This is a genomic window from Terrisporobacter sp. (assembly GCF_017888745.1).
Lineage (GTDB): Bacteria > Bacillota > Clostridia > Peptostreptococcales > Peptostreptococcaceae > Terrisporobacter.
Window position 1 is genome coordinate 1 of the sequence record NZ_JAGHFM010000275.1, and the last position, 7,206, is coordinate 7,206.

General features: G+C 27.4%; 6 protein-coding genes and 1 riboswitch. All 6 genes read right to left on the reverse strand.

Annotated features, from left to right (window positions below; translation table 11 throughout):
• Positions 1-378 precede the first annotated feature (378 nt).
• A complete protein-coding gene (locus tag J7G74_RS12395) occupies positions 379-1,743 on the reverse strand; it encodes an amidohydrolase (protein WP_297135877.1) in 1,365 nt (454 codons plus the stop codon).
• 25 nt (positions 1,744-1,768) lie between these two features.
• Positions 1,769-3,118 (reverse strand): NCS2 family permease, encoded by a 1,350-nt coding sequence (locus tag J7G74_RS12400; RefSeq protein ID WP_297135879.1) that lies wholly within the window; start codon positions 3,116-3,118, stop codon positions 1,769-1,771.
• A gap of 90 nt (positions 3,119-3,208) precedes the next feature.
• A riboswitch (purine riboswitch) is annotated at positions 3,209-3,309 on the reverse strand.
• A 146-nt stretch (positions 3,310-3,455) separates the two neighbouring features.
• Positions 3,456-4,373: a homoserine O-acetyltransferase MetA gene (metA, locus tag J7G74_RS12405; protein WP_297135883.1), complete on the reverse strand. Its 918-nt coding sequence runs from the start codon at positions 4,371-4,373 to the stop codon at positions 3,456-3,458.
• Positions 4,374-4,723: 350 nt separating this feature from the next.
• Positions 4,724-5,374, reverse strand: a complete 651-nt coding sequence (locus tag J7G74_RS12410; RefSeq protein ID WP_330616570.1) for a response regulator transcription factor — start codon at positions 5,372-5,374, stop codon at positions 4,724-4,726.
• A 14-nt stretch (positions 5,375-5,388) separates the two neighbouring features.
• On the reverse strand, positions 5,389-6,039 hold the full coding sequence (locus J7G74_RS12415) for a hypothetical protein (RefSeq protein ID WP_297135885.1): 651 nt from the start codon (positions 6,037-6,039) through the stop codon (positions 5,389-5,391).
• Positions 6,029-7,206: sensor histidine kinase (locus tag J7G74_RS12420; RefSeq protein ID WP_297135888.1), on the reverse strand; the 1,178-nt coding region annotated here is incomplete at its 5' end. The genes J7G74_RS12420 and J7G74_RS12415, both read right to left, overlap by 11 nt.

The following is a 7,206-nucleotide window of genomic DNA, read 5'->3' on the forward strand; positions in this document are numbered from 1 at the left end:
AGATAGAACTTATGCTTATGAAATTTTGAGAGGCGATAAAAAGCCTAGCAGAGATAAAATCTTACAACTTTGTATAGGTGCTAATTTCACTTTAGAAGAAAGTATTAAGGCTTTAAAAATTGGTAATGCATGAGAATTGTATGCCAAGGTTAAAAAAGATAGTATTATTATTTTTGGCATAAATAATAATTTAAGTATAATGCAAATTAATGAATTACTATTCTCTTATCAATTACCTTTATTAGGAGAAGAGTAATTATTTTACTTATTTAAGAAATCATGATTATAAATTATCAACAAACAAGGTAATTTATGTCCTTTATTGTATAAAAAAAGTGTATGGAATTTTTATCCCATACACTTTTTATTGAAGTATATTTATTTAACAAATTTAAACTTAGACTCTAATTTAATTCCAGCTTTCTCTCTGATCTTTTCAGCTTGAAGCTTAACTTTTTCTAGTAATTCAGCTTCATCTAAAACAACTATTTCTCTTTCTTTCATTAGCCATTTACCATTACATATAGTTGACTCCACATTTTGACTAGTCATTGAATAAACTATATTTCCTATTGGATTATGCATTGGTAATGAGTGAATGTCATTTCCATTTAAGATTATCATGTCAGCTTTTTTGCCTACTTCTAAACTTCCTATTACATCATCCATAAGAGCACATTTAGCTCCATTTAAAGTAGCCATTTCTAATATTTGTTCAGCATATAGTACTTCTGGATTTAAAGTTCTTCCTTTATGTATTAAAGAAGTCAAGTACATATCTCTCATCATATCCATTCTGTTATTAGAAGGAGCCCCATCGGTACCTATAGATACTGGTATTCCTTTGTGTAACATTTCTGGGATAGATGCAAATCCAAGAACAACTTTCATGGCTGCAGCTGGGTTATGAGAAACTTTTACGTTATTTAATCTAAATAAATCAAGTTCTCTGTTAGTTAACCAAACAGTATGAACAGCCAATAAGTTTGGACCTAATACTCCAAGCTCATTTAAGTGCTCAACTGTGCCAAAACCTTTACGAGTTTTAGCAAAATCTATTTCATCAGCAATTTCTGCTATATGCATATGAATACCTGTATTGTATTTATCTGCAAGCTGTTTTGTTTTTACTATTAATTCATCTGAGTTATTAAATATAGTTCTAAGTCCAAACCATATCTTAACTCTTTCATCACAAGTATTATTATATTTTTCAAATAACTCTATTTGAGTATTTAATTCTTCTTCACAAGTTTTGTCCCAAGCTTTAGGTAATCCTATACCATTATCCATAACAGATTTAGCAAGACAAGCTCTTATTCCTGTTTTCTCAACTGCTTCAACCATTGCATCTACATATTGTCCACCTGACTCTAAAAAAGTAGTCACACCTGATTTTATTAATTCAATACAACAAGCTATAGATGATATTAATGAGTCTTCATAGTCAAAACTACTCTCATAAGGCCAGATTCTATCTCTTAACCAAGTAAGAAGTGTAACATCATCTGCTAAACCTCTTCCTAATTGTTGAGATAAATGAACATGAGTATTTACTAAACCTGGCATTACAATTTTACCTTGTGCATCATAAACTTCTGCATCAGTATTTACCATAGATTCATCTACATTACCTACTGCTTTTATTATATTATCTTCTATAAGTATACTTCCATTTTCGTATACTTCTCTTTCATCATTCATAGTTATTAAATAGCAATTTTTTATATATAATTGAGTCATATTTCTTCTCTCCCTAATATTATTCTTAACTAAGTGCTAAATTTAATACTGATAATACCCCTATTATCCATAATGTTATACTTATTTTATTTGATTCTTTTGATACAATATGCATAATTATATAAGATATAAAACCGAAACATAACCCTATACTTATACTGTAAGTAAGAGGCATTAATAAAATTGTAACAAAAGCTGAAACAGCTATTTTACTGTCATCAAAATTAACTTGTCTTATACTTGAAAACATAAATACCCCTACCATAACAAGTGCAGGTGATGCTGCATATGTTGGTACAATTCCTAAAAGCGGAGTAAATAATAATGTTACAAAGAATAATAATGCTGTAACTACTGAAGCAAGGCCAGTTCTAGCTCCTGCCGCTATACCGGCTGCTGACTCACCAAATGTAGTAACAGTACTTGTTCCAAGTAATGCTCCTATTAATGTTGAAGTGACATCTGCATATAACATTTTTGAAAGATCTTTTATATTTCCATCTTTATCTTCTAATCCCATTTGTTTGCAGCAGCTTATTAAGAAAGCTAACGAGTCAAACATATCTATAAACATAAATGAGAATATTGGTCCTATTAATGAAAACTGAAGCGCACCTATTATATCTAGTTTAAATGCAACTGGTTCTATGCTTGGTGGAGCTGATATTATAGCAGTCGGCAGCTCTGCATATCCTAAAAATATAGATAATATAGTAGTTATAACTATACTTATCAAAATTCCACCTTTTACTTTTTTAACTTCAAATATTCCCATAAGGATAAGTCCAAATAAAGATATTAAAACTGTTGGTGTTAAATCACCTAAAGCTACTAAAGTTGAATCATCTCCTACTATAACTCCCATACCTTTTAATCCAACGAATGATAAAAATAAACCTATACCTGCTGCAGAAGCTATACTTAATTCTTTTGGTATTGCATCTGCTATATATTTTCTAACACCTGTTACTGCTAAAATAAAGAATATTGTACCTGATATAAATACAACACCTAATGCTTGTTGCCAAGGTATACCTTGACCAATTACTAATGAATAAGTAAAGAATGCATTAAGTCCCATACCTGGAGCCAATGCAAATGGCGCATTCCCTAAAAATGCAAATATTAATGTTCCAATGGCTGTTGCTAAAATAGTTACTGTTATAAGCGCTCCTTTATCCATACCAGCATCTGATAATATTGCTGGATTTACGAAAACTATATAAGCCATTGTTAGAAATGTTGTTATTCCACCAATTACTTCTGTTTTCATATTAGAACCACGACTTGTATATCCAAATATTTTATCTAAGAATGATAAATAGTGATTGCTTTCTTTTTGTAAATTTTCTCCATGCTGTCTTTGTACTTCCATGTTGTCCTCCTAATATTGTCTATATAATAAAAAAAGATATATATTCTACGAATAGAACATATACCCTTATTTATTAACAAATCAAACTTTTAGGAATCTGTAACTATTCATAGTGATCTCATTTACGGTGAGTTCGTAGAAACTTATGGACCATATTACCATTATATACGAATATTTATCTTTATTTTTTTATTATTATACATAAATTTATGTTTATTTTCAATATTTTTTTATAAAAAGTTTGTTTCATAAGATTTCAAATTAAAACTTCTCTTAATATACAAATTTACCTATATTTAAGAAAGGTTTTTTAATAATAAATTTATTTATACCACTTTTACTTTATTTCATTAATATTATATGGTGTATTTTGATACACACAATAATTTAGCCAGTTCCCAAACACTATATTAGCACTTTCTCTCCAAGTTACCCTCGGAATACTATTTGTATCATCATTTTCAAAATAATGCATTGGAATTTCTATAGAAAGCCCTTTATTTAAATCTCTAAGATACTCATTTTTCAAAGTATCTCTATCATATTCTAAATGACCTGTAATAAATATCTGTCTTCTATCTTTATTAGCCACGATAAATACTCCAGCTTCATAAGATTCAGATAATATTTCTAACTCATCAATCTTATCTATATCTTCTCTTTTAATCTCTGTATGTCTTGAGTGTGGAGCATAAAATAAATCATTAAGGCCTCTAGTCAAATTGTCATACTTGTAATTATTCCAATGCTTGTAAACACCAAATAATTTTTTATCTAATCCATATTTAGGTATTCCATAGTGATGATAAAGTGCCGCTTGAGCTCCCCAGCATATATGGATAGTAGAATAAACATTAGTTTTTGTCCAATTCATTATATCTTTTAATTCTTCCCAATAAGCAACTTCTTCAAAATCCATTTGTTCTACAGGTGCCCCCGTTATAATAAGACCATCAAATTTCTGATCTTTTACATCATCTATGTATCTGTAAAATTTTTTCAAGTGCTCTATCGGTGTATGATTTCCAATATAACTTTTTGTCTGTAATAATACAACTTCAACCTGAAGAGGTGTATTTGATAAATATCTAAGTAATTGATTTTCAGCTTGTATTTTTATAGGCATAAGATTTAAAATCCCTATTTTTAAAGGTCTAATATCTTGTGTATTAGCCCTTTCTACATTCATGACAAATATATTTTCTTTAGATAGCACATTGTATGCAGGCAATTCTGCTGGTATTTTTATTGGCATATTACTTCCCCCCTTTATTAGTATATCCCCCTTTTCTATATGACTTTAATTATAGCATAGTAATATTTGATTTATCTATATATGAAATAAGTAAAACTTCTGTTTATAAAAGTTTGTTCTTTAGGTGAAGTGGACTACATTGTTACTGATTCTAATATTGATCAAGAGTTAGTACAGAAATTTAAAGAAGAAGGTCATGATGTTATCGTCTCTGATTAATAATCTTTTTCAAAATAAACTTTTCGTATAATAAAAAATTGTATGCTATAAAAATACTTATAACATACAATTTTTTATTTATTAGACTAACTATAATATTTTCAGATTTTAATTAATTATATTTATATTGTCTATTCTTCTAATCTGTATCCCACTTTGAATACAGTCTTTATATAATCTTTTAAATCTAATTTTTCTCTAAGCCTTTGTACATGAATATCAACTGTTCTAGTTTCTCCAATATAGTTAAATCCCCAAACTCTATCTAAAATCTGCTCCCTTGATAAAGCCATATTTTTATTTTGTAAAAATAGAATTAACAAATCATATTCTTTTGCTGTTAAATAAACTTCTTTATTGTTAGAGCTTACTATTCTCTTATTAGTATCTACACCAAGATGTTTAAATTTAATTAAAGGAGTGTCTTTATTATATCTTCTTAAAACTGCTTCTATTCTTGCTAAAAGCTCTATTGTCTCAAAAGGCTTAACGATATAATCATCTGCTCCTAATCTTAAACCTTTCACTCTATCTAAAACCGATTCTTTTGCTGTTACAAAAATAACTGGTATATTATAATCTTTAATTTCTTCTATCAATGAAAATCCATCTATTCCTGGTATCATTATATCAAGTAGAATTAAATCTACAGATTCTTTTTCTAAAAAATCTTTGGCTAATAGGCCATCTTCTACACCAATAGCTTCATAACCTACCATTTGTAAGTTTATCACTATTAAATTTCTTATTGCTTCTTCATCTTCAACAACTAATATTTTCACTATTACTCTCCCTTTTATCTATTTTTCGTATATTTTACAACAGACTCTGTTCTAGTATCTATTGTAATAACAAACTTATCTTTTGAATTTGTTTTATTAGTAGATGTACATAATTTATATTTAGTCTTTTTGTTTCTATAATCATAATCAATACTATCTGAAACAACTAAATTATATGAGTCTATATCTATATCTAGTTTTTGCGTAAATTCATTTGTTATATATTTTACTTCATAGTCTTTTAAATCCTTGGCAGGTTTTGAACTTTCATCTCCTAAATCTTCACTAGCGTAAGCTGATATTATATCCCCATTATTACAATCTATTTCAACACCATATCCTCCTGTACCATCATGCTTAGACCAATATATAGACCAAGTATAGCTTTGAATCTTTGATGCCGTACTAGAAGATAAGTTTACAAACATTTGAGAATTTTCATTATTTAAATCAATCTCAAATACCCCTCTCATTACATAATTTGCAATCTTTATAGCTTCTTTTCTATTAATTAAACTATCACTTTCTTCTGTTTTTTCACTATATTTAGTTATATCATTTTGGCTATATAATATGCCTTCCTTATATTTATCATTTATATTTGAAATTAAAATTAATATCAGTACAAGAGAAGTTAATAAAATCAGTATTATGTTACCCTTCATTATATATACTCTCCTCACTAAATTTTAAAGTAACTTCAGTTCCTAAGTTCAATTCACTACTTATATCAATTTTGATATTATGAATTTTACAAATTTCGTTGCATATAGATAATCCTAATCCTATTCCATTATTTTTTCTTGTTCTAGCTTTATCTACCATATAAAAAGGTTCTAATACCTTATCTATATCATCTTTATCCATACCTATTCCAAAATCTTGTATTTTCAAAATAAAATTATTATCTTCATTACTATAATAACCTTTTATTTCTATTTTGTCATATTTTTTCGACGCCTTTATAGAATTATCTAAAATATTAGTTAACAATACCTCCATTAACTGTTTATCTACATATAAGTAAACATCTTCAATATTAATATTCAATTTCATATGCTTATTTTCAATCTTAAAAATTAAAGTATTATAAACAGAGTTTATAATATCAGTTATTTTTGTCTTTTCTAGACTTATTTTATCTTCTCTTATTAATGTTAATTTAAGTAGAGTAGAGTTTAAAGTTTCCAACCTTCTCGCTTCTGAATTAATATAAGTAAGAGCTTTTACCCTTGTTTCTTCATTCACATTTCCTTTTAATAAAAGTTCAGAATATCCTATAATGGAAGTAATAGGTGTCTTTATCTCATGATTTAAACTATCTATAAACCTTTGTTTAGATTCATTCAAATATTTCAACTCTTTTATATTGCTCTCTATAACATCTATCATAACATTAAAGTTCCTTTCTAATACTCCTATTTCATCATTGCTGACACTTTCAATTGCTCTTTTTGAATAATCACCTTTAGTAATATCCTTAGATGTATTACTTAAATTTACTAAAGGCGCAGTTAAAGATTTAGATATTATAAACATTCCTATTCCTAACACTAAAAACATCATCAAGTCTATAGTGAAGAAAAATTTATAATTTTCAACTTTTTCTGTATATATATATTGAATATCTTTTGAAACTATTAACTTAAAATTTGAACTTGCCACATTTATAATAGAACTTACAAATACATATTTTTTATTATCAATATTTCTTATAATAAACTGTTTTTCATTACTTTTAGCTTCTAAAACTTCTTCTCTAGTTCCATTTATTTTATCTTCTAATTTGGACGTAATCAACTCATTATCTTCAGAATATAATTCTACATTAA

What these genes read in the sequence shown, in the direction of transcription:
- J7G74_RS12415 (WP_297135885.1), bottom strand. Translation starts at nt 6,039, where the DNA reads ATGAAGGGTAACATAATACTGATTTTATTAACTTCTCTTGTACTGATA.
- J7G74_RS12395 (WP_297135877.1), bottom strand. Translation starts at nt 1,743, where the DNA reads ATGACTCAATTATATATAAAAAATTGCTATTTAATAACTATGAATGAT.
- J7G74_RS12400 (WP_297135879.1), bottom strand. Translation starts at nt 3,118, where the DNA reads ATGGAAGTACAAAGACAGCATGGAGAAAATTTACAAAAAGAAAGCAAT.
- metA (WP_297135883.1), bottom strand. Translation starts at nt 4,373, where the DNA reads ATGCCAATAAAAATACCAGCAGAATTGCCTGCATACAATGTGCTATCT.